Genomic DNA, 25,742 nt, shown 5'->3' with positions numbered 1-25,742 from the left:
CGGCGACCCCGGGCCCTTTCTGCTGTTCGGTCTCCGCCCTGCCTAGAACTTCTCCAGGACGCCCTTGAGGAGCGCCGCGGAGGTCAGCTCGGCGGGGGCGGGGCCGGCGTGGAAGAAGCCGGCGTTCTCGGCGTCCAGCTTGCGCAGGAAGTCGAAGGCCTTGGAGTCGTGGTCACCGAAGGCGACGAACTGCCAGTGGATGCCGGGGGCCGCGGTGGCGGCGTCGGTCAGCGCCTGGCGGGCGGGCTGGCGGTTGTCGGGGGCGCCGTCCGTCTGGAAGACGACGAGGGCCGGGCCCTCGCCGCCGTCCTTGCGGTAGTGCTCCACGACGGCCTCGACGGCCACGTGGTAGCTGGTGCGGCCCATCCGGCCGAGCTCGGCGTGGCGGCCCTCGACCCAGGATCCGTAGTGGGTGTCGAGGGTCAGGTCGGCCGTGCCGTCCACCTCCGTGGAGAAGAACACGGTGTGCACGGTGGCCTCGTCGTCGAGGTGCGCGGCGAGGGCGAGGGCGTGGTCGGCGAGGTACTGGGCGCTGCCGTCCTTGTAGAAGCCGCGCATGGACCCGGAGCGGTCGAGGACGAGGTAGACCTTGGCGCGGGCGCCGGCCTTCCCCTTGCCGCGGAGCACCTGGCCGGCCGCCTTGTACGCGGCGGCGACCTCGGGCGCCCGACGCCGCACGGCTGCCGCCGCATGGGCGGGCCCAGCCGGCGCGCCGACCCCCGCCTCGGCCTCGGCCTGCGGCGCGTCTGCGTCGGGCTGCGCCTGCTCGTTCCGAGCCTCGGGCTCGGTGGTCTCGGCCGGTGCCTTCGGCTCCGCCGGGGCGGCGGTCTCGACCCGCTCCGCTGGAGCGGTGGCCTCTGCCTCAGCGGCCTCTGCCTGCGGCGCGGCTTCCGCCTGCGGCGCGGCCTCTGCCTGCGGCGCGGCGTCGGCCTGCGGCGCCGTCTGCGACTCCGCCTCGGCGACGGCGTCGGCCTGCGGCGCGGCCTCTGCCTGCGGCGGCTCGGGGGCGGTGGTTTCGGCCTGCTCCGCTGGAGCGGTGGCCTCCGCCTCAGCGGCCTCTGCCTGCGGCGCGGCGTCGGCCTGCGGCGGCTCGGGTTCGGTGGCCTCGGCCGGGGCGGTGGTTTCGGGCTGCTCCGCAGGAGCGGTGGCCTCCGCCTCGGCGGTGTCGGCCTGCGGCGCCGTCTGCGACTCCGCCTCGGCGACCGCGTCGGCCTGCGGCGCCGCGGGGGCCGTGGTTTCGGTCTGAGGCGCTGCCTCCGCCTCCGCCCCCACCTCCGCCTGCGGTGTGTCTGCGTCGGCTGCGGTCGCTTCGGGCTGCGCCCGCTCGTTCCGAGCCTCGGGTTCGGTGGGTGCCTGCGGTTCCGCCGGGGCGGTGGGCTCCGCCTCAGCGGCCTCTGCCTGCGGCGCGGCTTCCGCCTGCGGCGGCTCGGGTTCGGTGGCCTCCGCCGGGGCGGCGGTCTCGGGCTGCTCCGCTGGAGTGGTGGCCTCCGCCTCAGCGGCCTCCGCCTGCGGCGCGGCCTCCGCCGGTCCCTGCGGTTCCGCCGGGGCGGCGGTCTCGGCCTGCTCCGCAGGAGCGGTGGCCTCCGGCTCGGCGGTGGCAGCCGGTTCCGGGGCGGCGGGGGTTTCTCCGTCGGGCTTCGCCGCAGGCGAGGGGCGGCGGGCCTCCGGGACGGTGGGGTCGGCGGGCGGGGCAGGGGCCGTCAGGACCGTGCCGGGCTCGCGGTCCCGGGAGGACTGCGGGGGGACCGTCGGATTGTCGAAGGACGCCGCCACGAGTTCGGCGGCGGCATCCAGGGGGGTGCGTTCCGCCTGGTTCGGGACAGCCGCCGAAGTGGCGTCCGAATTTTCCGGAACCGGTTCCGCAGACCGTCCGAACACCTTGCGCAACAAGCTCCGAATACCCATGGGCCAGGCCTTTCGCATGAGTGCGTGCGTCATTTGTCCGTGCTGCGCGGTTGATCCCTGCCCAGAGTGGACACGTAAGGTTATCGGCCGCCCGGCTGGATCTTCGGCAGGGGCACCTTTCGTGGCGCCCGGCTCCCCGAGGTGATCACGCCGATTCCGAACTGCCGCTCCGACGTGCCGGGTTCACCAACCGTTCATCCCCGCGCCGCCGTTTCGGCGTAACCCGGGCCTACCGTCGCGGCTGGATTGTTCCGACACGTTGTCGGCGGCCACGCAGCTACTCGGAGGACACTCGTGCGCAAGCTTCTGCCGTTCATCGGCAACCCGCATGGGAGCGGCCGTTCCGCTCTCACCTGTCGTTACCGCTGTGGCGACGCCTGCTTCCACGAGGTGCCGAACACAAGCGACAACGAGTACGCGGGCGATGTCATAGCCCGTGCCTACTCCCGCCGCTCGATGCTGCGCTCGGCCGCCGTCGTGACGGTCGCCACCGCCGCCGGCTCCGCGGTGGCGCTGACCGCGCCGGGTCAGGCCGCCCACGCGGCGCCCGCCGCCGACGCCGCGGCCGCCGGTGCGGGCAAGGGCGGCGAGGCCGCCCGCGGCCTGCGCTTCAAGCCCGTCGCGCCCAACACCGACGACAAGGTCACCATCCCCGAGGGCCACGAGCAGAACGTGGTCATCCGCTGGGGCGACCCGATCATCAAGGGTGCCCCGGGCTTCAACGCCGACAAGCAGACCGCCGCCGCGCAGGCCGGTCAGTTCGGCTACAACAACGACTTCCTGAGCCTCCTCCCGCTCGGCGGGGACTACGAGCGCCAGCAGCTGCTCGTGGCCAACCACGAGTACACGGACGAAGTCCTGATGTTCAAGGCGTACGACCCGGCCAACCCGACCCGCGAGCAGGTCGAGATCGCCTGGGCCGCACACGGCCTGTCCGTGGTCGTCGTCCAGGAGGACCACCGCAGCGGCAAGCTGACCGCGGTCTCCCGCCACCAGCTCAACCGCCGCCTGACGGCCACCAGCGAGTTCCGGATGACCGGCCCGGCCGCGGGCAGCGCGCTGCTGAAGACCTCCGTCGACCCCACCGGCACCAAGGTGCTCGGCACCCTCAACAACTGCGGGGGCGGCACCACCCCGTGGGGCACCACCCTCCACGGCGAGGAGAACTTCAACCAGTACTTCGGCAACGCCGGCCAGGTCACCGACCCCACCGCCGCCGCCCGTCTGAAGCGCTACGGCGTGACCACCGGCGCCACCGAGCGCCAGTGGGAGCGCTTCGACAAGCGCTTCGACGTGGCCCAGGAGCCCAACGAGTCGCACCGCTTCGGCTGGGTCGTCGAGCTCGACCCGTACGACCCCCACTCCGTGCCGCGCAAGCGCACCGCCCTGGGCCGCTTCAAGCACGAGGCCGCAGAGCCCCGTCTGACCGAGGACGGCCGCCCGGTCGTCTACATGGGAGACGACGAGCGCTTCGACTACTTCTACAAGTTCGTCTCCTCGAAGCGGATGAAGAAGGGCAATTCGCGCGCGGCGAAGGAGCACAACCTCACGCTGCTCGACGAGGGCACCCTCTACGTCGCCAAGCTCACCGGTGACACCCCGGCCGCCGAGATCGACGGCACCGGCAAGCTGCCCTCCGACGGCGAGTTCGACGGCTCCGGCGTCTGGATCAAGCTGGCCACCGGCAACGTCTCGCACGTCGAGGGCATGACCGCCGAGGAGGTGTACGTCTTCACGCGCCAGGCCGCCGACAAGGTGGGCGCCACCAAGATGGACCGCCCCGAGGACGTCGAACCCTCCCCGCGCACCGGCCGCGTCTACGTCGCGCTGACCAACAACACCGACCGCGGCAAGCCCGGCAAGGAAGGCGCCACCGAGGCGAACCCGCGCAACCTGAACAAGCACGGCCAGATCCTGGAGTTCGCCGAGAACTTCGACGACCCGGCCGGCGACGGTTTCGCCTGGCGGCTCTTCCTGGTCGCCGGAGACCCGAACGACCCCGCGACCTACTTCGCGGGCTTCCCGAAGGAGAAGGTCAGCCCGATCTCCTGCCCGGACAACGTCGCCTTCGACCCGCACGGCAACCTGTGGATCTCCACCGACGGCAACCGGCTCGGCTCCCACGACGGCCTGTTCGGCGTCGCGACCAGCGGTGAGCGCCGCGGCGAGCTGAAGCAGTTCCTGACCGTGCCGCGCGGCGCCGAGACCTGCGGCCCGCTGATCCAGGACAAGCGCGTCCTGGTCGCCGTCCAGCACCCGGGCGAGATCGACGGCGCGTCCGTCGAGAAGCCGGAGTCGGTGTGGCCCGACGGCCCCGGCAAGATCGTCCGCCCGGCCGTCGTCTCGGTCTGGCGCAAGGACGGCAAGAACATCGGCGTCTGATCCGCATCGCCCGTTGCAGGGCCGGTGTTTCACGTGAAACAACGGCCCTGCAGGGTCAACTTCCGTCCGGCAGCCGCCCGACGGGAAGCCTGAGCGTCGTCAACGCACCCCCGTCCGGGGCGTTGGCGAAGCTCAGCGCGATCTCCAGCACCGCCGCCTGCCCCGCCACGATCGTCAGCCCCAGTCCGTGGCCGCGCCCGCGACCGGGGTCTCCGGTGCGGAAGCGCTGCGGGCCCTGCTCGATGAGTTCGGGCGGGTAGCCGGGCCCGTGGTCGCGGACCGTGACCACGGGGCCGTCCACGGTCACCTCGATGGGCGGTCTGCCGTGTTTGTGGGCGTTGACCAGGAGGTTGGTGAGGATCCGGTCGAGCCGCCGCCGGTCGGTGAGCACCGCGGCGTCGCGGACCACCCGGACCGAGACGGCGGGGCCGGCTGCCGCCACGGCCCGCTCCACCGCCCGGCCGAGTTCCACCCGGGCGAGGTCGGCCCGTTCCACGCCCGATTCGAGCCGGGAGATCTCCAGCAGGTCCTCGGTCAGCAGGTGCAGGGCCTTCAACCGGTCGTTGATCATCTCCTTGGGCCGGCCCTCGGGCAGCAGGGCCGCCGCGGCGAGCGAGCCGGTGAGCGGGGTCCGCAGCTCGTGCGCCACGTCCGCCGTGAAGCGCTTCTCCGCCTCCAGCCGCTCCTGGAGCGAGCCGGCCATCAGGTCCAGTGCCTGCGCCACGTCCCGTACCTCGTCCCGGTCCCGGGAGCGGCGGCCCGGCCGCCGATCGTCCGTGCGGGTGGGGAAGCCGACTCTGGCGTCCAGGTCCCCGGCGCTGATCCGGCGGGCCACGGCGGCGGTCGTCGCGAGCCTTCGGCTGATCCGGTCGGCGAGGAAGAGGCCGGCCAGCGCCACCACGCCGGCGGCCAGCGCGGCGGAGGCGAGGATCGCGGTGTCGATGTCCCGCAGCCGTTCGCGGGTGCCCTCGAACGGGATCCAGACGGCGAGGGCCTGCTGGTCGGCGGGAGCGGCGGCCCACATCACGGGCTTGCCGTCGTGCGTGCCGACCATGCTGCCGGTGTCGCCGCGGGCGACCAGGTCGCGCAGCGGACGAGGCAGTTGGGGCGGGTCCAGGACGATGTTCACGTCGCCGTGCGTCGTGCCGTACTCGTAGTGGCTGAGGGCGTGCTCCAGAGCCGTGCCCGCGTCCTTGCGGACCTCGCCGACGATCTGCGCCGCGACCACGTTGTGCACGAGGATCCCGAGCGCGGCGGCGACCATGCAGCACACCGCCGTGGTCGTCAGGGCGATCTTCCAGCGGAGGCTGCTCAGGGCGTGCATCGCTGCGCGTCCGGGCTGAGCGGTACGCCGGTGAGGGAGGGGCAGTCGTCGAGCGTGAGCTGGTTGAGGTTCATGATCCCGGCCTTCGGGTCCCACACGTAGTCGGAGACGGCGACATAGGCGGGGTTCGACGTCGGCTCGCGGACCGCCAGGTGTTCGGCGGCCACCTCCACTCCCTCCAGGACCGCCCGCCGGGCCAGGATCCGGGCGATCCTCCCGTCGTCCTGGACGGTGTAGACGCGCAGCTCGCTGACCCTGCCGTCGATGTCCAGGGCGGTGATCAGCTCCTGCCGGCCGTTGCCCGTCAGGTCGTGGAAGACCGGGGGCCGCACCGGGCAGTCGGGGCCGCCGTCCACAGCCTGTGTGCAGAGCGCGAGCCGCTGGACCGCCCGGGGGTCGACGAGCCGGCCCGTGCCGCCGTCCTGTTCGGTGGCGGAGGTGACGTCGGCGCGTACGACGCTCACCGGATTCACCGCGTGCATGCCCAGGTCCGGTGCCTTGGGCAGGCCGGGGACCACGGGGGCGGTGCCCGGCACCTGGGCCGGGTCGGGCGGGTCGGGGCGGATTCCCTTCCACAGGCTCTGCGGAGCGTGCACCGTGCCCAGGTCGCCGTCGTTCTGCAGCCCCTCCACGTCGGCGCACCCCGCCAGGGCCAGGGCGAGGACCAGGACGGCCGGGACGCGGTACATGCTCCGATGCTCCCCCGCCGGGGTCCGCCCGGCCCGGTCAGCGCTCCGGCTGGGTGATGGCACGGGCGGCCGCGAGCTCCTGGTGGACGGGTGCCAGGACGCCCGACCCGTCGCCCTCCGGTCCGCCCTCGACCCGTACCGGGACGGTGCTGCTGCGCACCCGGCCGGCCAGTTCGCGCAGCTGTCGCGCGACGGACGCCACCTCCTCGGGCGCGGGGGGCGGGGCGCCGTGGTTGACGCGGACCCGGGCGGCCGTGGACGCGTCCACGATCCGCTCGACGGCGACGACCAGGGGCCACCACGCCGCGGCCCGGGTGCCGGTCGGCGGCGGCTCGGTCAGCGCCCGCTGGAACTCGCTGCGGACGCCCGACAGGTCGCGGTAGAGCCGTCGGCGGGCCTGGAGGCGGGCGGTCCGGGCCGCCGCGCGCGCCGCGTCGTCCGCGGCCGGTGCGAAGGCCCGTTCCACGTAGCGGGCGGCGTCGTCCACGGTCTCGGCGAGCCGGTCCCCGATGCGGGTGTGCCAGCTCTCGGGCCACAGCAGGTATCCGGCGATCAGGGTGATGGCGCAGCCGATCAGGCTGTCCAGCAGCCTGGGGCGGATCAGGTCGAAGCCCTGGTGGTTGAGCAGGTCGGAGAGCAGCAGGATCACCGGGGTGATCGCGGCGGTCTGGAAGGCGTAGCCCTTGGCGGAGAAGACCGGGATCAGCGCGCCGAGCACCACCATCACCGGCACGTCCCACCAGCCGCGCGGCACCTCGGCGAGCACGGCGGCGGCGACGACCAGCCCGATCGCGGTGCCGAGCGCACGCAGCAGGGCCCGGGAGAACACCGAGCCGAAGTCCGGTTTGAGGACGAAGGTGACGGTCAGCGCGATCCAGTAGGACCGTTCGAGTTCGACCACCGACACGAGCGACTGGGCGAGGCCGATGCACAGCGCGAGCCGCAGTCCGTAGCGCCAGGAGGCCTCGGACATCATCATGTCGCGCACCGCCCGCCGGGCGCGGACCTTCAGCGCGGCGGGCCGGCCGAGGCGGTCGTCCACGTTGTACGGGTCCGCTTCGGGGAGGTGCACGATCGTCGCGGCGTGGCGCAGGGCCGCGTCGACGGCCCGTTCGGCGGGGGTGCGGGCCTCGGGCAGGTCGAGTACGGGTGCCGAGGTGCTGCCCTCCTCGACGGCCGTCGCGAGTCCCCGTACGGCCGCGGGGATCTCGGGGGGCAGTGGCCGGCCGCGCAGGTGTGCGGCGGGGGCGGCTTCCACCAGCGGGATCACCACGTTGAGCTGGGCGAGCATGCGCACGAGCGACGGGCTGCGGCCGTGGACGCGGGCCCGGCGGCCCAGGATCAGGTCGTAGGCCCGGTCGAGTTCCCCGGTGACCCGGCGGCGGCGCTCGTCGTAGAGGTCGCCGGGACCGCCGGCGGCTTCCAGGGCGTCGGCCAGGGCCCGGTAGGTGGCGGCGACGGCGGCCCGTTCGGGGCGGCGGCCGCGCAGCGGCCAGCCCAGCAGGGTCAGTGCGAGGACGAAGAGTCCCCCCGCGCTCAGCAGCAGCGGGGCGATCCACCAGGGCTGCGGCATGGGGAGCCCGGCGCCGACGACGGCGTTGAGCAGGAGCAGCAGCCCGGACACGGAGGCGACCGTGCCGATGGAGGAGATCATCCCGGAGACCAGGGCGATGAGGGTGAGCACGGCGACGGCCACCCAGCCGTGGCCGTAGACGAGGGTGCCCAGGGCCACGCCGACGGCGCCGAAGACCTGCGGGACGGCGATGTTCAGGACACGCATCCGGTAGGCGTCGGCGGTGTCGCCGATGACCCCGGACAGGGCGCCCATGGAGGCGAGCGCGCCGTATTCGGGCTCGTCCAGGGCGAAGCCGACGGCGAGCGGGACGGACAGCGCGACCCCCGCGCGTGCCGCGGCGGCCCAGGGGACGGGCGCGGTGGTCGGCTTCAGCCCCTCGAGGAGCCAGGCCGGCGGGGCCAGGGGGTGGTGCCGGGCTCGCCGCGACGCTATGTGTTCGGTGCGTTCGGTGCTCATTCCCGCTTCCGTGCCGCCGCTCGCGAATCGGTTCTTCTGGGCTCTTCTGAGCCGTTCTGCGCGTGTTGTACCTTCCGAGCTTATGGGGTGCGGCGCAGTCGTCCCGTCACCCATGCGGCGAGAGCCGCGGCGAGCCCGATCAGCAGCACGACCCAGGCGGTGGTCCGCAGGAACGCGGTGAGGGCGTCGTACACCGCGCCGGCCGCGGCGCGGTCGATGTCGGCGGGCAGGTCGTCCAGGGTGAGGCGGCGGCACACCTCCACGGTCAGCCACAGCAGTCCGGCCCCGACCGCCAGTCCCAGGCCGGTGGCGATGACGGCGCGGCGCCGCCGGACGGCGACCGCCACGGCCGACACGGCCAGGACCACGGTCAGTACGGGGAGCCAGACGCCGGCGATCTGGAGCATGCGGAAGCCCTTCCTGAGGGCGCCGAGGTTGTCGTACTCCATGACCTCCACGGACAGCCGGGTCACCGGGATGCGGTCCGCGAAGGGCACCTGGTCGGCGACGAGTTCGCTCTTGATCCGGTCGATGACGGGCGCGAGGTCGACGGTGACGGCGTCGCCGCGGCCGGTGGTGAGCGCGTGGAGGAAGGCGGTGTGGGCGGCGCGGTTGGCGGCGTCCCAGGCCGTGCGGTAGGCGGGGGTGTCGGCGAAGGAGCGCAGCGCCTCGCCGAGCAGGGCGTCGACCCCGGCCTGGAAGGGGCCCGCGTCGATCTGCCCGGTGAGGGCGCGGGCGGTGTGCGTGACGACGACCTCCTGCACGGCGGGGTTCTCGGCGAGGGGGGACATGGCCGCGGTGTAGCGGTCCGCGTCGCCCAGCTCGCGGTCGGCCCAGTACGCGACGGCGCTCGCGGGCACGAGGAGGGCCACGAGCACGATGAGTACCGCCGACAGGATGGTGCGCACGTCACCAGGGAAAACGGGGGAAGGCCCGGGCGCGAGCGGTGTTGCTGCGGGCGGGTGGTGGGCCGGTGGACGGCCCGGCTGGCCCGCCCGCCGTCTCGCTCACGGACGTGGTCGCCGCCGTCGAGGGGCCCGCGGAGGCCTCCCGGTGCGCGGAGATCCGGATGCAGGGGCCCGGCGCGGGCGCACCGGCGCCGGACGGCGCGGAGCCGACCTCCGCACCGCCCTCGCCGCGGCCGGCCGCGGTCAAGCACCTGCACGCCACCTGGGGCACCGAACGTCCCGCGCAGACCCTCATCGGGGTCGCCGCCCCGGCCCTGCCCGGCATGCTCTTCGAGATCGACGCCGTCGCGGTGCGCACGCCCCGACCGCTGATCCACTTGCCGGTCGGAGGCGGCGGGTGTGCCCTGGAGGATGGGAGAGAGGAGCCCGTCATGGCACATGCGGCACCCGCTGCCCCCCGGCAGCACCGCCCGATGGCGGACATGACCCACCTGAGCAAGGGCGCCTACGTGAGGCCGCTGCTCCTCGGACTGGTCTACGGAGTCTGGTGCGCGTTCATCGCCCGCCAGGAGGGTCCGGTCACCGCGGCCAACGTCCTCTTCGGCATCCTCTGCGGCGTGATCTTCGCGGGCATCATGTTCGGCCTGGCCAGGGTCGGCCCGCGGATGATGCGCGAGGTCCACGCCGCCGCCTACGGGGCCTTCGGCGGCATCGCGGTGGGCTACCTCTACAGCCTCACCGGCGAGTCGATCCTCAAGGGCGTGGTGATCGGCCTGGCGGTCGCCGTGGGCGTCGGCGCCACCGCCTTCTACCGCTACTACACGCACGAGGACTGAGCAGGCCCGCAGCCGGACCTCGCAGGGGCGCCGGCCCTCCGCCCGTGGTCGAGGGCGGGGGAGCCGGCGCCCCTCCATGTCCGCTCGCGGCCGCTATGCGGCCGAGTCGCCGGCCGCGGTCCTCGCGCCGACCTTCCGGGAGGCCACGGCCGGCTGCGCGGCCGTGGCCTGCTGCGGTTCACTCTCGTCCTCGACGGACGGGGCCGGGGTCTTCGGCGGAGCGATCGGCTCGGCCTGGCGGACGGGCGGCGCGAAGCGGGAGACCTCGGCGCGGAGCATGGCGTTCAGTGCGGCGTACGGGTCGATGGGCATGGCGGAACCTCACGGGTGCTCAGGGGGGTGTGGGGGATGCGCTGGGGACCCGGTCCGCTCAGCAGCGCAGCACCACGGTGCGCACCGTCCGCAGGGACAGGGCCGGTTCGGCCGCTCCCGTGCGAGGCCCGCGCCCGGGGACCTCGCCCTGTTTCACGTGAAACACCGTGAGCGGGGTCCGCTGGACGCAGACCGGCCCGCGCGCGGTGGACCGTACGGCTGCGCGTGCCTCGGAATCGGCGGCGGGATCGGACTGGCCCTCCGCGGGTTCGGCGGGCTCGCCGGGAGCCGCGGGGGCCCCGGGGGCCGAGGAGGCCGGGCGGTACTCCGCCGCGGCCGCACCGGCCGGACCGGCGCCGAACACGCACAGCAGCACGACGCAGGCCGCGGTGAGCGCCCTCGTCAGTGCCGCGCGTGCGTGTCGCCTCCAGGTCATGCGAGGGGTGTGCCCCGCCACGCCGGAAGACTCCCGGACGGACCCCGAGAAGCCCCCGACCGGGGGACGAAGACACTCCCCTCGGCTGACAGCCCGCCAGATGTCAACTACTGCTGCGGTGCCCCGTGAGCCGGGCCAGCACGGAGGTCTCCCCGTCGATCACCCGCAGTCGGGCGCGATCGGGCGGCTCCTCCCGGCCGGGCGCCCTGCCGGGCGAGACCCGCACGACGGTGAACACGGCCGTGCGGCGGTCCGCGCGCGGGATCTCGATGGTCCGGCCCTGGCGCAACTCCCCCAGCCGCAGCCCGGTTCCGGTGACGACGGCGGTTCCGGCGGCACCCGGCGCCGGCCCGGTGGAGTCCCAGGACGCCTCCTCGCCGTCGACGCCGAACGGCACGTCGACACCCAGGCTCGGGATGCGCAGCCGTAGGGGACGGGCGGCCCGCAGGGGTCCGGAGACCGTCCTCAGCGGCCCGGCGGCGATCCTGCGCGGCCGGGGCGCCGCGCCGGGGCGGCTCTCCCCGGACTGTTCCAGCTCCCGTACGAGACGGCGGTGGCCGGACAGCCCCAGCGCCCGCGAGGGCAGTGCGTCGTCGGTGGTCGCGGCTGCGGGCGCGGCACCCTCGGTCCGCTGCAACACCACCACGGTGCCGGACAGCAGAGCCACCGTCAGCGAGGCGACGACCCACGTGGCGCGGGGCATGGGGATTCCCTCCAGTCCGGCTCGTGCGGCCGGGTCATGTGAGCAGTGGACACTTCCACTGCCCATCGACACACCGTGAAACACGAGAGACTGACATGGAGTCACGGGCGTGTTCCCGCACGATCGGGGAGTCTTCGCAGCTCGCGCCGGTTCGGCGCACCGGCCGCCGGGGCCGGCGCGGATACGCCCGAACGGGTGAGGGATCAGCGGTGCCCGGTGACGCGGGCGCGCGGGGTCACAGGACGACGGCCGCCGTGCCCGCCCCCATGAGCGCGGCGGCCAGGTGCATGGCCGGATGGCCGTAGTCGCCGTACCAGAGGTGGCGGGCCAGGCCGCCGAGCGCGGCCAGCGCGGCGATGATGCCGATCTGGCCGAACAGCGTCACGGCGCAGCAGGGGGCCAGGAGCAGCAGGAAGGAATTCAGCCAGAAGGGTGCGGCACCCGTCCAGCCCCGCCATTCCCTGATCGCCGTCGCCATGGACTATCGGCCTTTCATCGTCAACTTGTCGGCTGCACAGCCTCCTTGGGTGCGAGGGCCGGCACAAGGGCCCGGTCGGCTAGAAAACCGAAGGCCAGGCCGAAAGTCGTCCACAAGGTGGTCTGGATGGCCAGGGACGCGAGGCGGAAGTCCCAGATCAGAGCGGCGGGGAAGCCGGCCGGGACCTCGTCGACCCCCGGCAGGACGGCGTATGAGACTCCGATGAGTACGACGAAGGCCGCGCCGGCGGCCACCGACGCGTTCCCGTTGCCGAGCTTCGGCGCGAGCCGCCGCCCGACCATCACCGCGCCCGCGGCCAGCAGCATGCCCAGGACGATCATCAGGAGGTAGAGGGCGGTCCGCCGGGCAGCCGTGCCGGGGTCTCCGACGGCCGGCGGGTTGGCGGGGTACTTGAAGAAGGGCACCAGGGTCACGGTGACGAACAGGCCCGCGGTGACCAGCGCCGCCGTGGCCCGCGGCCCGATGCGGCCGATGCGGCCGAGCGCGAAGCAGTGGACCAGCGCGGCGAGTCCGCCGAGCGCGACGCCGTAGAGCACGACGCCGGTGGCGAGACCCGCCGTGGCCTGGAGGGCCCGGCTGACCGGGGCCTCCCCGCCGTGGCCGTGTCCGGCCCCGGCGGCGGCCTCCTCGATGGCGATGGCCGCGTCCACCTCGGACTCACCGAGGAGGTACGCGACGAGGAAGGCGGCCGCGCCGGCCAGCAGGCCGGCGAGCATGCCCCGGACGAGCAGGGTGCGGGGGGATGCGGAGTTCATGGTTCGGTTCCCTTGCTGAGACGGATCCCTTGCCGAGAGGGGGTCGGTGGCAGGGGAAGCGGATCAGTGGCAGGGGAATCCGAGCAGGTGGCGGCCGTCGTGCAGCCACTCGTGGATGGTCTCGCCCTCGAAGACGGCGGTGGCGCCCTGCTCGGCGCCGACGAAGTAGAGCAGGACCAGCATCAGGACGCCGGCGAACACCGCCCAGGGGGCGAGTGCGGAGAGCGAGATGGGGGCGATGGCGGGGGCGTTCGTCGTGGGCACGGCGGAGTTGGCCATTGCAGAACCTCCAGAGGGAACACGCGTCCCGGTCAGTGGTGCGCTCGACGACGGTGGCGGGTCTGACTTGCCTCCCCCTCCGGGAGGATTCACAGTGGCGCGACCGTGCCGGATTCTCACCGGTGCTTCCGCCGTACCGTCGTCATGGACTTGTCTCGTTCGTGACGGTACCGCGCTTAGGCTCCCCTTATGAAGAGTCAGTCGGTGCGCGTTCACCTCGTGCGCCCCCCACTGGACACAGCGGCCCGCCAGGGTCGTTTCGGTCACGCCCGGCCGTGCCCCGGCTACGGGGGACTGCGCGGCCCGGACACCGGGGAGTGGGCCGGACGCACCCTGGAGGAGGTGGCGGCCGAGGCCCCGCAGGCCCTGCACGCGTGGCTGACGGATCCCGGGTTCGCACCCCCGGGCGGGGAGTCCGTGGACGCGCTGATCGCCCGCGTCGGGGCGCAGCTGGCGGCACTGCCCGCGGGCACGCACCGGGCCGAGGTCGACCAGGCCGTCGTACGGGCGGCCGTGGTGCACGCGCTGGAGCTCCCGGCGGCGGCCTTCTGGCGGCTCGACGTGCGGCCGGAGTGGGTCACCACCCTGACCGGACGGGCCGGCCGCTGGAACCTCCTCGTCGGCCGGCCGCAGGACGAACCGCCCGACGCCTAGCAGGCGACCGGGCGGGCAGGCGACCGGGCCCGGACCCCGCGACGCGGTCCGGGCCCGGCCGGCGGCGGGCGCGGGTGTGTTACGCCGTGATCCAGTCGGACGTGGCGATCACCGGCTGCACGCCGTCACGGTGGACGGTGCCCTCGATCAGGCCGTACATGCGGTCCGCCGCGAAGTAGACCTCGTTGTCGTTCTTGAGGCCGAAGGGCTCCAGGTCGACGAGGAAGTGGTGCTTGTTGGGGAGGTTGAGCCGCACCTCGTTGACCTTGGGGCAGTTGTCGAGCACCCGCTCGGCCATCTGGTTCAGGGTCTGCTGGAGCGAGTACGAGTACGTCTCCGCGAAGGCCTCCAGCATGTGCTTGCGGACCTTCTTGTACGCCCGGTCCCAGTCGTGGCCGGGGTCGTCGGCGGCCAGCGCGGAGTGCGCCCAGCGCGCGGTGACCTTGGTCGCCAGGATGCGGTCGTACGCCTCCTTCAGCGTCGTGTACTTGTCCTTGATGTAGCCGTGGAACTCGGAGTTCGTGGAGTTCATCACCGTCAGATCCTTCAGGCCCGAGATGACCTGGAGGCCCGTCGTCTCGCTGTAGGTGATCTGCGCGGTGCGCACCTCCTGGCCCTTGAGGGCGAAGGAGTGCTGCTCCTTGCGCGTCGGGACCGGGATGCGCTCCCAGGCGAACTCCTCGATGCGGATCTGGGCCTCGCGGATCGGTGCCTGCGAGGAGACGAAGTGCTTGGCGAGCAGGATGCCGAAGGCCTCCGGCGACTCGATGCCGTGCTCCTTGCCGAAGGCGTACACCGTGTTCTTGGTGGTGTCGGTCGGCAGGCAGTTGGCGTTGTCGCCGGTCAGGTGGACGTCGCGGAACTCACCGCGGAGCGCGACCGAGACGTTGAGGTCGCGGATCTCGTGCCAGGAACCGTCGTTGCCCTTGCGGGTCACCTTCACGATCCGGTTCTCGGCCTTGCCGTACTGGTTCTGGGCCAGGACGTGCTTGCTCATGCTGTCTTCCTTCGGGTACTCGGGAACACGGAGTCCGTACTTCTGGATCCCGTACGCCCGGCGTCCAGCGGTCAGCCCGCTCCCCGCCGTTCGGCCCCGAGGGGGCCGCCCCGGGACTGACGTGCATCCCGGTCCGTAGGTGCTTGGCCTGTTTTGCGTTCGCGGCCTGCACGGATTGCAGCATGTGCGCGGCGGGTTGACCACCGCACGGATCCTCCGAACACCGGCACCAGCGGATTGGGCGACCCCACAGATGCGCAGGTCAGACGGTGTGCGCGTCAGCCACTGTCAGGGCCTCGTCCAGGATCCGCAGCCCCTTGGCGACGTCCTCGGGCGAGATGTTGCAGGCCGGCGCGATGTGGATCCGGTTGCCGGCGATCAGCGGCCAGAGCCCGCCCTTCCTGCACGCGGCCCCGAACTCCGCCATCGGCGCGTTGTCCGCCCCGGCCGCGTTGTACGGCACCAGCGGCTCGCGCGTCTGCCTGCTCCGGACGAGTTCGAGGGCCCAGAAGGTGCCGAGGCCGCGGACCTCCCCGACCGAGGGGTGGCGCTCGCCGAGCGCGCGCAGGCCGGGCCCGAGGAGCTCGGCGCCCGTGCGCGCGGACTGCTCGACGACGCCCTCCTCCTCCATCACGCCGATCGTGGCGACGGCGGCGGCGCAGGCCAGCACGTGCCCGGAGTACGTCAGCCCGCCCGGGTAGGGCCGGCGGGCGAAGGTCTCGGCGATGGCCGCCGAGACGGCCACACCGCCCAGCGGGACGTAGCCGCTGGTCACGCCCTTGGCGAAGCAGATCAGGTCCGGGGTGACGTCCCAGTGCTCGGACGCGAACCACTTCCCGGTGCGGCCGAAGCCGACCATGATCTCGTCGAGGACGAAGACGATGCCGTAGCGGTCGCAGAGCGCCCGTACCCCGGCCAGGTAGCCGTCGGGGTGCACGAGCACGCCGGGCGCCCCGCCGACGGTCTCCAGGATGATCGCGGCGATGGACTGCGGGCCCTCGAAGACGATGGTGTCCTCCAGGTGGCGCAGGGCCCGCTCGCACTCCTCGGCCTGCGTCGTCGCGTAGAACGGCGAACGATAGGCGAAGGGCCCCCAGAAGTGCACGACGCCGGCGGTCGCGGAGTCGTTGCCGAAGCGGCGTGCGTCACCGGTCAGGTTGATCGCGGTGGAGGTGGCGCCGTGGTACGAGCGGTACGCGGACAGCACCTTCGGCCGCCCGGTGTGCAGGCGGGCCATGCGGACGGCGTTCTCCACCGCCTCCGCCCCGGCGTTGGTGAAGAAGATCTTGTCGAGGTCGCCCGGGGTGCGCTCCGCGATCAGCCGGGCCGCCTCGGAGCGCACGTCGACGGCGAAGCCGGGCGCGACCGTGCAGAGCCTGGCCGCCTGCTCCTGGATGGCCGCGGTGACCTTGGGGTGCTGGTAGCCGATGTTCGTGTAGACCAGGGCGCTGGAGAAGTCGAGGTAGCGGGTGCCCTGGTAGTCCCAGAAGTACGACCCCTCGGCGCCGGCGACGGCGAGCGGGTCGATGAGCTCCTGCGCCGACCAGGAGTGGAAGACGTGCTTCCGGTCAGCGTCTTTCACGGTCGCGAGGGCGTCGGCTTCTGCGTTCATGAAATGAGAGTAGTCGTCCAGGATGTGGACACGGCGCGGCGCCCGCCGGAGGCTCCTGCGCCCGGATCCCGTCGATCAGCAGCGCGGCGGCGACCACGCGCCCGGCCGGGCAGGGCCGGGCCCGCAGCGCCGAGATCCGCATGCGGACACGCGGGCACGCGGCACGCGGACATGGGAACAGGGGGCGATGCGGGCGCGGGCCGGGGCCGCGGCTATTTGTCGGAGTAGCTGAAGTCCCCCACGGTCCAGGCGCTGACGTCGCCGAGGGCGATCCGGTACATCCCGCCGGTCTCGGGGATGCCCACCGGGCCCTGGAGGATGCGCGCCACGTGGAAGTGCAGGTGCGAGGGCGGGCCGGAGGGATGTCCGGCGGTGGCTCCGGGGGAGCTGAACACCTCGGCGAACGGGCCCAGCTGGTCGGAGTCCCGCAGGACCTCCGCCACACGCTGGCGCCAGACGCGTTCGGGGGCGAGGCGGCCGGTGATGACGGCGCCGTTCACGACGACCGTCAGGGACATCTGATTGGTCTGCTCCGACTCGACCTTGGCGGCGATGTCACGGAGCAGGTCGTCAGGGATCGACATGGGCAGGGACTCTAGCAAGCGTGCCCGGTCCGTGGCGCTGCTTCCGGCGGGACGGCGGCCGATTTCCGACGCGGAAGCGGGCCCGCGGCCCGCACGCACAGGTGCGGGCCGCGGGCCCGTTCGTCCGCCTCCGCGGCGGTGCCGACGCCGGTGCAGGTACAGGCGCCGGCGTCAGTGCGGTCTCAGGCGGGAACGATGTTCTCGGCCTGCGGGCCCTTCTGGCCCTGCGTGACGTCGAAGGTGACCTTCTGGCCTTCCTGGAGCTCACGGAAGCCGGAAGTGGCGATGTTGGAGTAGTGGGCGAAGACGTCCGCGCCGCCACCCTCCTGCTCGATGAAACCGAAACCCTTTTCCGCGTTGAACCACTTCACGGTGCCGGATGCCATGCAAGTTCTCCTTTGGGGCAGTGCCCGGGCCGCACTGTGCGGACCCGGCGTCGCCGAGATGATTGCCCCGACCGGAAATCGAACCGGAAATGAAAAGTGCGCCCACCGCAAAAATCAGGTGAGAGCACTTGTAAGCTTTTGGGGACCACAACCGCAACTGGCGCCACCGTAGCACAGTGATAACCGGAGAACCGGTAAAGACTTTCCAGGCCGATAATTCCGGCGTTGCGCGCGCCGGATATCCGGTCCAGAAATCCAATGAACGGTAATACGGTAATACGGTCATGAGGTCGTGCGGTCATGTGGTCAGGCGCCGATGCGCAGCAGCGCGAGGGTGATGTTGTCGGGTCCTCCCGCGTCGATCGCGGCCTTCCACAGTTCGAAGGCCGCCCGGCCGTCGTCGTGCACCCGCAGCAGCTCCTCGATGGCGTCGTCCGGCACCGGGTCGGTCAGCCCGTCGCTGCACACCAGGTAGCGGTCGCCCTCCGCCAGCGCGAAGGCCTCGATGTGCGGGGTGATCGCGGTGTGGCCGCGGCTGCCGCCGAGGACCTGCGTGACGGCGGAGGTGGTGCGGTGCCCGGGCACCGGGGGCGGGCTGTCGTCCACGCTCACCTGGTGCAGCCCGTCGCGCGCCGCGTGGAACACCTTGCTGTCGCCGACGTTGAAGGACAGCAGTGACTCGGCCAGGACGAGGGCGCCCGCGACCGTGGTCCCCATCGCGGTCAGGTCCGGACGGCCGTCGGCGGCCGAGTACACCGCGTCGTTGCAGAGGTTCAGCGCGTCGTCGACGGCCTGCGCGCAGTCCAGTGAGGGGCCCAGCGAGGAGAGCTGGCGCACCACGAGCTCGCTGGCCACCTCCCCGGCCGGCTGCCCGCCGAGCCCGTCGGCGACCGCGACGACGAGCGGTCTGCCGAAGGGGAACACCAGCGTCTGGGGGTTCTGGGTCACGGTCCCGCACAGGGTCCACGGCCCGATGACGAGGCTGTCCTCGTTGTGCTCGCGGACCAGCCCGACATGGCTCAGGGCGGTCACAGCTATGTACGTCACCTCGTCGTCCCGCCTCTCCGCAACGGCACCGGCAGACGCGTCCTGTCGCCACCATTGTCGCGCCGCTCCGGCATGCGGGGCGCGGTCTGCCGGAGCACGCTGGTCCTGGAGCCGCCTGTCCCCCGACGGCGGCCGGGCCAGGAAGGACCGCCGCAGATGTTCGCGAGGCTGAGCACCTACCAGGGATCACCCGTCCCCGCGGAAGGGGACGTGGGCGCGCATTCGGAGGAGATCGTCCGGCAGGTGAAGGACGCCCCCGGCTTCCTGGGCGTCTACTACCTGGTCGACCGGGCCACCGGGGAGGCCAAGTCGCTCACCCTGTGGGAGGACGAGCAGAGCATGCGGGACAGCGAGGAGCTCGCCCACCGGATCCGCGAGGAGACCGCGCGCCGGGAGGGCCAGCAGGTCGTCGGGGTCGAGCACTTCGAGGTGGGCTTCAGCCATCTGGGGCCGTAGCGGCAGCCTCCGGCGCACGCGTCCCGGCGCGGCGTGGGAGAGAGGTACGAGGGACGAGGAGCGATGGTCATGGGCAAGCTCTCGATCGACCAGCTGCGGGAACGCGTACGCGGGGCGGTGGTCACCCCCGGCGACGACGCCTACGAGGAGGCCCGCGCGGTCAACAACGCCATGATCGACCGGCGGCCGGCCGCCGTCGTGCGGTGTGCCAACGCCGGCGACGTCATGGCCGTGGTCGACTTCGCACGGGAGAACGGGCTGGACCTCGCGGTCCGCGGCGGCGGCCACAGCGTGCCGGGCTTCGGCACCTGCGACGACGGCGTGGTCGCCGACCTGTCCGCGATGCGCGGGGTCCGCGTCGACGCCGCGCGCCGCACGGCGCGCGCGGAGGGCGGCGCCACCTGGGGCGACTTCAACGCGGCGACCCACGCCTACGGGCTGGCCACCACCGGCGGGATCATCTCCACCACCGGCATCGGCGGGCTCACCCTCGGCGGCGGCATCGGCTACCTGTGCCGCGGGCTGGGTCTGAGCTGCGACAACCTGATCTCGGCCGATGTGGTGACGGCGGACGGCCGGGTCGTCGTGGCGAGCGAGGAGGAGAATCCCGACCTCTTCTGGGCGCTGCGCGGCGGCAGCGGGAACTTCGGCGCGGTGACCTCGTTCGAGTACCGGCTCAGCCCGGTCAAGGACATCTACGGCGGACCGATGCTCTTCGAGCTGGACGACGCGGCGACCGTCCTGCGGTCGTTCGCCGAGTACATCGCCGACGCCCCGGAGCAGCTCGGCGGCTTCCCCGCCTTCCAGCTCGCCCCGCGGCTGCCGTTCATCCCGGAGGACCGGCACGGGGATCCCTTCGCCCTGATCGTGGGGTGCTGGGCCGGGCCGCTCGACGAGGGTGAGAAGGCCCTGCGGGCCTTCCACGACTTCGCCCCGGTGGTCGCGGAGCACGTCGGCCCGATGCCGTACCCGGCGCTCAACAGCGCCTTCGACGCCCTCGTGCCGCCCGGTCTCCAGCACTACTGGAAGGCCAACTTCGTGACCGAGCTCAGCGACGCCGCGATCGAGGCGCACCTGGTGCACGGTCCGAAGCTGCCCGCCGTGAACTCCACGGTCCACATCTACCCGATCAACGGTGCCTGCCACCGCGTGGGGGCGGACGAGACGGCCTTCGCCTACCGCGACGCCTCCTTCGCCACCGTCATCGCCGGCATGTGGCCGGACCCCGCGGACAACGAGGCGAACACCGCCTGGGTGCGCGACTACTACGAGGCCACCGCCCCGCACTCGGAGGAGGGCGGCTACATCAACTTCATGGCCGAGGACGACCAGAGCCGGATCAGGGCCAACTACAAGGGGAACTACGACCGTCTGGCCGAGGTGAAGCGGACGTACGACCCGGGCAACCTCTTCCACCTGAACCAGAACATCCAGCCCGCCGCCTGAGGCGGTGCGGATGCGGGCCGTGTCCGGTTGTGCATAGTTTGTCGTAGTACCGGAAGGTCCCGTACGCCTGGTTTTTGCCTGATCGAGGAAGGCCCCTCCATGAAGCGTTTCCCGGTGGTCGGTGTGCTCTGCCTGAGCGCGGTGTTCGGCCTCAGCGCGTGTTCCGACGACAGTTCCCCCGCCGAGGAGGCCACCGAGGCCGCGGCCGACCTGTGCACCGACCTGAACGCCCTCAAGGCCGACAACGCCAAGCTGAAGGCCCTGAACCCCGCCGTCGCGACCAAGGACGAGATCAAGGATGCCTACGACGCCGTCCAGCAGGACTGGGAGGACGTCAAGGAGAACGCGAGCAAGATGAGGGACGCGGAGCGCGAGGCGGTCCAGTCCGCCGCCGAGAACCTGAAGAAGGGCTACGAGGACCTGCCGGGCGACACGACCGGCAAGGACGCGCTCACCCAGCTGCAGCCCCAGATCCAGTCGCTGGACCAGGCCGCGACGGCCGCCTCCTCCGGTCTGAAGTGCTGACCACCGGGTGACCGGCTCCTCGGCATCGTGCAGAAGACCCCGTCCGGTTCGCCGGGCGGGGTCTTCGCATGCAGCGCGGGCCCGCGGGCGGGCCCGCGGGGCTGAGGGCTCAGGGTTCCTCGTCGTCCACGAACGGGGGTCCCCCGCGTCGCTCGCCGCCCCGCCTGCGCATCCCGATCTTCATCGCGCCGAAGAGGGCCTTGGCGATCACGCCCACCACGATCAGGTCGGCGATCATCTGCACGGTGACCAGCACGCGGCCGGTCCCGGTGGTCGCGGTGATGTCGCCGAAGCCGACGGTCGCGAAGACCGTGACCGTGAAGTAGAGGGCGTCCGTGCGGTCCAGGGGCTCGGTGAAGGTCGCCGGGAGGCTCTCGGAGAGCATGAAGTACGTGGCGGAGAAGACCACCAGGAAGAGCGGTACGGCGGTGGCCATGGCCTCCAGGGCGCTCAGTCTCGGATACTCCGCCCGGGTGATGGCGTGGACCTGCCAGGCTGTCAGCACGCTGAAGGCGAGCAGCCCCAGCACGAGCGTGAGGACCGTCAGGATGCCGAAGCCGCCCTCCAGGGGCGCCAGGTAGTACAGCGCCGTGAGCAGGACCACCGAGCCCGCCGCACGCAGGCAGTGGCCCAGCAGGACGCGTCGGCGGCGACGGGCGGCGTTGCGTTCCATGCCTTCAGGAGAACGGCAGCCGCCGCATCCGGCGACCGGAGCGGCGGACGTACCGCGCTCCCGCCGTCAGCGGGTGAGCTCGTACAGGCTCCTGGCCGCCAGCCACACGCCGAGGACGAGGCAGCCGAGGACGATCGCCGGGTCCTTGTGGTCCGACAGCCACGCCCGCATGCCCGTGAGCGCCCGTGCGGCCCGCTCCTGGGCGAACACCATGTACAGCTCCATCGCCAGCAGGGTGGAGGTGGCCAGCAGGCAGAAGCCGATCAGGGCCAGATAGGTGGCGCCGTGGGAGAGGTCGGCCTGGAGCACCGTGGCGGCGGCCGCGGCGACCATGCCCCACGGCTGGAGGAGCACCCCGAGCCCGGCCGCGGACCACGCGGACGTCCGGTCCATCCGGGTGAGCGCGCTCGGCTCCTCGGCGGAGCCGGACGGGGATTCTCCGGACGTGCGGGCGGCGTCCGCCGCGGGGCGCCGCCGGCGCCGGTGCTCGGCGTACGCCACCAGCCCGATGCCGATGACCAGTCTGACCGCGAGCCCGGCGGTGGACGGCGGGGAACGCGGCGGCGGGGGCTGGCCCCCGGTGACGAGCAGGACGAGGGCGATCACGACGACGAGGCAGCCCAGCCAGGCGAGGATGAAGGCGAGCCCCTTCCACACGCCTCCGGGCGCGGACACCACCAGCACGAAGGCCATGATGGGCAGCGGATTGAGCGCGATCATCAACCCGATGACGAACAGGTCGAGCACCATGGGCTGTTCCCCGGCGTCGCTGGAACGTGCCTTCCCCGCGAACGGAGGGAGGCGATCTCACGCCTTCATGGTCGCGCCGTCCCGCGTACGGGTGCAAAAGATGCCGCATCTGCTCCGCATGCGGAGCAGCCGACCCGCCTGTATCAATGAAGTACCACGTGCATGATCGGAGTCGGGTATGGACGACTATCCCCTGCTCAACCTCTTCTGGACGATGCTGTGGTTCTTCCTGTGGGTCATGTGGTTCTTCCTGCTCTTCAAAATCATCACGGACATCTTCCGTGACCACAGCCTGCACGGCTGGGGGAAGGCGGGATGGCTCATCCTCGTGCTGCTGGTCCCCTTCATCGGTGTGTTCGTCTACGTCGTCGCGCGCGGCCGCAGCATGCACGAGCGCGATGCGCAGCAGGTCAAGGAGAACGAGGCGGCCTTCCGCTCGTACGTCCGACAGGCGGCCGGCAGCGGTGGCGGCGGCAGCGCCGACGAGCTGACCAAGCTCTCCGCGCTCAAGGACAAGGGCGACATCAGCCAGGAGGAGTTCGACCGGGCCAAAGCCAGGATCCTGGCCTGAGCCGGACCGGTCCGGTGGGCCCCGCCCCGCCCGGGGCGGGGCCCACCGGGCTCATTCGCGCTGCTCCGGCCGGTCGTCCGGCCCGTCGGCGAGGCGGCCGCCGGCCGCCAGCAGGGCCAGGACGGCGAGCACCGCGAGCAGGATCAGCACCAGCAGCAGCACCGTCAGCACCGTCGGGTGGTTCCACAGCGCGAACACGAGCGCGACGACCAGGAGCGCGCCCACCGTGAGCGCGTGGCGGTGGGCCTCCACCCACCGGCCGGTGCCGCCGGTGTGCACCCCGTGCCCGGCGCCCCAGCGCGCCGCGGAGTCGGCCGTACGGTCGGCCCTGCCGCGCACACCGCGCGGCAGGCGGCCGGCACCGGACAGGTACGCGCCGAGCGCCACGACGACCCCGAGGACCATCGCCGTCCGCAGACTGACCCGCAGGAAGCGCACCAGGGTGTCGAAGACGGCCGCCGCCGCCTCCGGGGACTGGACCTCCTCGGGAAGGTGGTCGAGGTAGTAGCGGCGGCCCACCACCAGGGCGATGGCGACCAACAGGCAGGCGAACGCGGCGCACAGGGCGGTGGTCACCAGGGCCCGGCGCCGGCGCCGGGCGAGCAGCACGCCGGCCGCGCCCAGGATGACCGTGAGGACCGGCAGCCAGTTGCCGAGGACGTCGAGCAGGCGCACCGCGCCCCTGATCTGCCCCAGCTTGTCGTTCTGGAACAGCACCATCTGCTTGTCGACCTCGGGGATCTTCTCCGCCGGGGAGACCCCGGCGGCCACGAGCTCTTCCTTGACCCGGTCGACGGCCTCGCCGACATCGAGGGTGACGGTGCCGCCGTCGACCCCGACCGCACCGCGGCCCTCGCCGGTGAGCGCGTGCACCACGGCGTTGTGGGCGGCGCGGTTGGCCACGGTCCACACGTTCTCGAACCGGTCGCTCTCCACGAACCGGGTCGCCACCTTGGAGACGACCTGGTCGGCGGCCGAGTCCAGCTGCGGGCCCAGCGCCTTGACCGCCGCGCCCACGCGCGGCGGCAGGCCCTGGGACTCCAGCCACTTCGCCAGGTCGGCCGTGACCTGGGAGCCGTCCACCTTCACATCGGCGGCCTGCGTGATGCGGTGGACGGCCGCCTGCTCGATCGCCGGGTTCGAGGCGAGCGGCTCGACCGTGGAGACGTACCGGTCCGTGTCCAGCACGATGTCGTGCACCCAGACGGTGAGCAGGGAGACCGGCACGAAGATGCACGTCAGCGTGATCAGTACCGCCGAGAGGGTGCTCTTCGCGATCCTCCCCCCACGTGATCCGCCGCCGGGGGCGGCGGCCGGCCGGGAAGGCGGCGCCGCGCCGGGCGGGTCGCCGGGTGACGGGGACGGCTCGCTCATGGCACTCCCGGGGACGGCTGGGCAACGGCGGGGCGCGGCGGACGGCCGCGCCCTGCCATTGCACCCAGACCCCCGCGGGACGCGCCTGTTCAGCTGGGCCCTCCAGGTGACGCGGCCCCGGACACGGGCTACGCGTCGGCGACCGCGCACGCGGGCCCGGACCGGGGGATCGGGGGGACCGGTGGGGTCCGGGAGACCGGTGGGACCGGGGGATCGGTGGGGATCGGAGCGGGCTCAGAAGGGGACGGAGTCGGCGGGCCCGACGATGCCGAACAGCGCGCCCTCCGGATCGCGCAGGGTGACCTCGTGGGGGCCGGCCCCCGAGTCCGCCACCGAGACGGTGCTGCCGCCCAGATCGGTCGCGGCCTTCACCGCGGTCTCCAGGTCGGGGACCCGGAAGTGGACCTGCCAGCGCGGCCGCACGTTCGGGTCGGGTGCCTGCGCGAGCGTCCCGCCGTGCAGGCGGGCCACCGTACGGCCGGCGTGGCGGAGCAGGATGCGGTTGTCCTCCTCCATGTAGGCGACCTCGCAGCACCCGGCGTGCGCACAGGCCCATTCCAGGACCTCGCCGTAGAAGATGGCGGCGTCGAAGGCGTTCCGGGTGCGCAGTTCGAGCCAGGCCGGCGCGGCCTCGCCGCCCATGCCCCAGTCGGGGATGGCGTCGCCCTGCCAGATCCCGAAGACCGCCCCGTCGAGGTCGGAGGCGAGCGCCGCCCGTCCCGTACCGAAGGCGAGGGGGCCGACGGCGACGGTCCCACTGCGTTCGAGGATGCGCGACGCGGTGACGTCGGCGTCGTCGACGGCGAAGTACGGGGTCCAGGCGACGGGGATGGTGACACCGGCGGGCATGGAGCCGATGCCGGCCACCGGGATCCCGTCGCTGAAGCCGACGGCGAAGCCGTCGCCGAGCCGGTCGCTGCCGAACCGCCAGCCGAGGACCGCGCTGTAGAAGTCCCGGGCGGCGCCGACGTCGCGCGCCATGAGGCTGACCCAGCAGGGTGCGCCGAATGTTTCGTGACTCGATGTCGACACGCCTGTCATCCCCATCCGCCGGTGCGGCCCCGGATGCCCCTCCCACGGTACTCGCGGGGGCTCCCGGGAAGCGTCGGCCAACATCCTCCTGGCGCCACCGCCCGCCCCCGCGCCGACACGGCGACCGGCACCCCGCCCGGCGGAACACATCCCGCCCGCCCGCAGGGCCGGCCCTCACCGAAAAGTGCTGGCCGCAGGCCCGGCAGGGCCGTGGCGGGATGGGGAGGAGTGACACCAACGTGCCAGACCCCATGCTGCCAGCCGCATCCCTTGGGCCCGCCGCGGCTCTCGTGCAGGATCGACGCAAGGGGAAATCGGGCCGGAACACAGAACGATCCGGCCGGTTGTCGAAAGTGAAACACGGGGGAGCTCCACATGAAGTGTGTCAGGAATACGGTCGCCGCATTTGCCGCGCTCATCGCCGTCGCCTACGGGGTGGCCGCATTCGGAGCCGGTGACGCGGCGCCCGCGGCGGTCTTCTCGGCGTCGGCCGAGACCGCGCCCGAGGTGGCCGCCGCTCCGGCCGCCACCCGCAGCAGCCTCAACTGGGACTGATCCGGCACATCGCGAGAAGG

The 25,742-nt window shown here is 72.6% G+C and carries 28 protein-coding genes; 8 read left to right on the top strand and 20 right to left on the bottom strand.

Going from position 1 to position 25,742, the window contains the following annotated elements; translation table 11 throughout:
• Positions 1-42 precede the first annotated feature (42 nt).
• Positions 43-1,905: a VWA domain-containing protein gene (locus AVW11_RS38310; RefSeq protein ID WP_076044131.1), complete on the bottom strand. Its 1,863-nt coding sequence runs from the start codon at positions 1,903-1,905 to the stop codon at positions 43-45.
• Between the two features lie 294 nt (positions 1,906-2,199).
• Here AVW11_RS38310 and AVW11_RS14160 point away from each other — a divergent pair, with 294 nt between their 5' ends.
• On the top strand, positions 2,200-4,287 hold the full coding sequence (locus AVW11_RS14160; protein WP_076044130.1) for a PhoX family protein: 2,088 nt from the start codon (positions 2,200-2,202) through the stop codon (positions 4,285-4,287).
• A 55-nt stretch (positions 4,288-4,342) separates the two neighbouring features.
• Here the strand turns inward: AVW11_RS14160 and AVW11_RS14155 are convergent, their stop codons facing one another.
• The 4 genes from AVW11_RS14155 to AVW11_RS14140 form a co-directional block, all read right to left on the bottom strand.
• A complete protein-coding gene (locus AVW11_RS14155; protein ID WP_037832253.1) occupies positions 4,343-5,611 on the bottom strand; it encodes a sensor histidine kinase in 1,269 nt (422 codons plus the stop codon).
• On the bottom strand, positions 5,599-6,300 hold the full coding sequence (locus AVW11_RS14150; protein ID WP_076044129.1) for a hypothetical protein: 702 nt from the start codon (positions 6,298-6,300) through the stop codon (positions 5,599-5,601). Before AVW11_RS14150 ends, AVW11_RS14155 begins: the two co-directional genes overlap by 13 nt.
• Positions 6,301-6,337: 37 nt before the next feature.
• Positions 6,338-8,332, bottom strand: a complete 1,995-nt coding sequence (locus AVW11_RS14145; RefSeq protein WP_078094713.1) for an FUSC family protein — start codon at positions 8,330-8,332, stop codon at positions 6,338-6,340.
• Between the two features lie 80 nt (positions 8,333-8,412).
• Positions 8,413-9,240 carry a hypothetical protein gene (locus AVW11_RS14140; protein WP_060177106.1) on the bottom strand — a complete coding sequence of 276 codons (828 nt, stop codon included), beginning with the start codon at positions 9,238-9,240 and terminating at the stop codon, positions 8,413-8,415.
• Positions 9,241-9,305: 65 nt separating this feature from the next.
• Here AVW11_RS14140 and AVW11_RS38305 point away from each other — a divergent pair, with 65 nt between their 5' ends.
• Entirely contained in the window at positions 9,306-10,076 is a 771-nt protein-coding gene (locus AVW11_RS38305) for a hypothetical protein (RefSeq protein WP_240528173.1), read from the top strand.
• Positions 10,077-10,169: 93 nt separating this feature from the next.
• Here the strand turns inward: AVW11_RS38305 and AVW11_RS14130 are convergent, their stop codons facing one another.
• The 6 genes from AVW11_RS14130 to AVW11_RS14105 all read right to left on the bottom strand — a co-directional run bounded on the left by AVW11_RS14130 (position 10,170) and on the right by AVW11_RS14105 (position 13,060).
• On the bottom strand, positions 10,170-10,388 hold the full coding sequence (locus tag AVW11_RS14130) for a hypothetical protein (RefSeq protein WP_030838996.1): 219 nt from the start codon (positions 10,386-10,388) through the stop codon (positions 10,170-10,172).
• A gap of 58 nt (positions 10,389-10,446) precedes the next feature.
• Positions 10,447-10,824, bottom strand: coding sequence for a hypothetical protein (locus tag AVW11_RS14125; RefSeq protein WP_076044128.1), 378 nt, complete (start codon positions 10,822-10,824; stop codon positions 10,447-10,449).
• 103 nt (positions 10,825-10,927) lie between these two features.
• On the bottom strand, positions 10,928-11,527 hold the full coding sequence (locus tag AVW11_RS14120; RefSeq protein ID WP_076044127.1) for a class F sortase: 600 nt from the start codon (positions 11,525-11,527) through the stop codon (positions 10,928-10,930).
• A 235-nt stretch (positions 11,528-11,762) separates the two neighbouring features.
• Positions 11,763-12,005, bottom strand: coding sequence for a hypothetical protein (locus AVW11_RS14115; RefSeq protein ID WP_030838987.1), 243 nt, complete (start codon positions 12,003-12,005; stop codon positions 11,763-11,765).
• A 20-nt stretch (positions 12,006-12,025) separates the two neighbouring features.
• Entirely contained in the window at positions 12,026-12,781 is a 756-nt protein-coding gene (locus AVW11_RS14110; protein WP_060177104.1) for a CbtA family protein, read from the bottom strand.
• 63 nt (positions 12,782-12,844) lie between these two features.
• Entirely contained in the window at positions 12,845-13,060 is a 216-nt protein-coding gene (locus AVW11_RS14105) for a CbtB domain-containing protein (protein WP_030838981.1), read from the bottom strand.
• Positions 13,061-13,249: 189 nt separating this feature from the next.
• Between AVW11_RS14105 and AVW11_RS14100 the strand changes: the two genes are divergently transcribed.
• The gene (locus AVW11_RS14100) at positions 13,250-13,714 is read left to right on the top strand and encodes a histidine phosphatase family protein (RefSeq protein ID WP_030838978.1); all 465 of its coding nucleotides are present in this window, start codon (positions 13,250-13,252) and stop codon (positions 13,712-13,714) included.
• Positions 13,715-13,793: 79 nt separating this feature from the next.
• On the opposite strand, the gene pucL is transcribed toward AVW11_RS14100, so the two are convergent.
• The 5 genes from pucL to AVW11_RS14075 all read right to left on the bottom strand — a co-directional run bounded on the left by pucL (position 13,794) and on the right by AVW11_RS14075 (position 18,340).
• The gene (gene pucL, locus AVW11_RS14095) at positions 13,794-14,711 is read right to left on the bottom strand and encodes a factor-independent urate hydroxylase (RefSeq protein WP_030838975.1); all 918 of its coding nucleotides are present in this window, start codon (positions 14,709-14,711) and stop codon (positions 13,794-13,796) included.
• 262 nt (positions 14,712-14,973) lie between these two features.
• Positions 14,974-16,323, bottom strand: a complete 1,350-nt coding sequence (locus AVW11_RS14090; RefSeq protein ID WP_076044126.1) for an aspartate aminotransferase family protein — start codon at positions 16,321-16,323, stop codon at positions 14,974-14,976.
• Positions 16,324-16,535: 212 nt separating this feature from the next.
• A complete protein-coding gene (locus AVW11_RS14085; RefSeq protein WP_030838971.1) occupies positions 16,536-16,907 on the bottom strand; it encodes a hypothetical protein in 372 nt (123 codons plus the stop codon).
• Between the two features lie 182 nt (positions 16,908-17,089).
• Positions 17,090-17,293, bottom strand: coding sequence for a cold-shock protein (locus AVW11_RS14080; RefSeq protein ID WP_030030412.1), 204 nt, complete (start codon positions 17,291-17,293; stop codon positions 17,090-17,092).
• Positions 17,294-17,599: 306 nt separating this feature from the next.
• The gene (locus AVW11_RS14075) at positions 17,600-18,340 is read right to left on the bottom strand and encodes a PP2C family protein-serine/threonine phosphatase (RefSeq protein WP_076044125.1); all 741 of its coding nucleotides are present in this window, start codon (positions 18,338-18,340) and stop codon (positions 17,600-17,602) included.
• A gap of 156 nt (positions 18,341-18,496) precedes the next feature.
• Here AVW11_RS14075 and AVW11_RS14070 point away from each other — a divergent pair, with 156 nt between their 5' ends.
• The 3 genes from AVW11_RS14070 to AVW11_RS14060 all read left to right on the top strand — a co-directional run bounded on the left by AVW11_RS14070 (position 18,497) and on the right by AVW11_RS14060 (position 20,767).
• A complete protein-coding gene (locus AVW11_RS14070) occupies positions 18,497-18,796 on the top strand; it encodes a hypothetical protein (RefSeq protein WP_030838964.1) in 300 nt (99 codons plus the stop codon).
• A gap of 69 nt (positions 18,797-18,865) precedes the next feature.
• Positions 18,866-20,242, top strand: coding sequence for an FAD-binding oxidoreductase (locus tag AVW11_RS14065; protein WP_076044146.1), 1,377 nt, complete (start codon positions 18,866-18,868; stop codon positions 20,240-20,242).
• Between the two features lie 99 nt (positions 20,243-20,341).
• Positions 20,342-20,767, top strand: coding sequence for a type IV pili methyl-accepting chemotaxis transducer N-terminal domain-containing protein (locus tag AVW11_RS14060; RefSeq protein ID WP_030838957.1), 426 nt, complete (start codon positions 20,342-20,344; stop codon positions 20,765-20,767).
• 109 nt (positions 20,768-20,876) lie between these two features.
• On the opposite strand, the gene AVW11_RS14055 is transcribed toward AVW11_RS14060, so the two are convergent.
• Positions 20,877-21,440 (bottom strand): potassium channel family protein, encoded by a 564-nt coding sequence (locus AVW11_RS14055; RefSeq protein WP_076044124.1) that lies wholly within the window; start codon positions 21,438-21,440, stop codon positions 20,877-20,879.
• Positions 21,441-21,506: 66 nt separating this feature from the next.
• Positions 21,507-22,190 carry a GAP family protein gene (locus AVW11_RS14050; RefSeq protein WP_030838951.1) on the bottom strand — a complete coding sequence of 228 codons (684 nt, stop codon included), beginning with the start codon at positions 22,188-22,190 and terminating at the stop codon, positions 21,507-21,509.
• 178 nt (positions 22,191-22,368) lie between these two features.
• Between AVW11_RS14050 and AVW11_RS14045 the strand changes: the two genes are divergently transcribed.
• The gene (locus AVW11_RS14045; RefSeq protein ID WP_030838949.1) at positions 22,369-22,761 is read left to right on the top strand and encodes an SHOCT domain-containing protein; all 393 of its coding nucleotides are present in this window, start codon (positions 22,369-22,371) and stop codon (positions 22,759-22,761) included.
• Between the two features lie 51 nt (positions 22,762-22,812).
• On the opposite strand, the gene AVW11_RS14040 is transcribed toward AVW11_RS14045, so the two are convergent.
• Positions 22,813-24,135 (bottom strand): hypothetical protein, encoded by a 1,323-nt coding sequence (locus AVW11_RS14040; protein WP_225884874.1) that lies wholly within the window; start codon positions 24,133-24,135, stop codon positions 22,813-22,815.
• Between the two features lie 234 nt (positions 24,136-24,369).
• A complete protein-coding gene (locus AVW11_RS14035; protein WP_076044123.1) occupies positions 24,370-25,116 on the bottom strand; it encodes a VOC family protein in 747 nt (248 codons plus the stop codon).
• A gap of 426 nt (positions 25,117-25,542) precedes the next feature.
• On the opposite strand from AVW11_RS14035, the gene AVW11_RS14030 reads away from it, so the two are divergent.
• Positions 25,543-25,722 carry a hypothetical protein gene (locus AVW11_RS14030; RefSeq protein ID WP_030838939.1) on the top strand — a complete coding sequence of 60 codons (180 nt, stop codon included), beginning with the start codon at positions 25,543-25,545 and terminating at the stop codon, positions 25,720-25,722.
• Positions 25,723-25,742: the final 20 nt, after the last annotated feature.

The organism is Streptomyces amritsarensis, assembly GCF_001953875.1.
In the GTDB taxonomy this organism is placed as follows: Bacteria; Actinomycetota; Actinomycetes; order Streptomycetales; family Streptomycetaceae; genus Streptomyces; species Streptomyces amritsarensis.
This window is presented reverse-complemented; position numbering and strand designations above follow the sequence as displayed.